Below are 267 nucleotides of genomic sequence, written 5' to 3' on the forward strand. Positions count from 1 at the left end.
CTGTACAAAACCGGCGACGTCGGTCGCTGGCTGGCCAATGGCGCACTGGAATACCTGGGCCGCAATGACTTTCAGGTGAAGATCCGCGGCTTGCGTATCGAAATCGGCGAAATCGAGGCGGCGCTGGCCAAACACCCGGCGGTCCACGAAGCGGTGGTCACTGCTCGCGAAGACATACCCGGCGACAAACGTCTGGTGGCTTACTACACGCAGTCTGCCGAGCACACTGCTGTCGATCTCGAAACCCTGCGCGGTCACCTGCAGCAA

General features: G+C 61.0%; 1 protein-coding gene. It reads left to right on the plus strand.

Annotated features, from left to right (window positions below; all coding sequences use genetic code 11):
- A partial coding sequence (locus tag KBY02_RS26090; RefSeq protein WP_412548796.1) for an AMP-binding enzyme occupies positions 1–267 on the plus strand: 267 nt, incomplete at both ends.

The sequence above is a fragment of the Pseudomonas sp. P129 genome, assembly GCF_020312195.1.
Classification (GTDB): Bacteria; Pseudomonadota; Gammaproteobacteria; order Pseudomonadales; family Pseudomonadaceae; genus Aquipseudomonas; species Aquipseudomonas fragariae.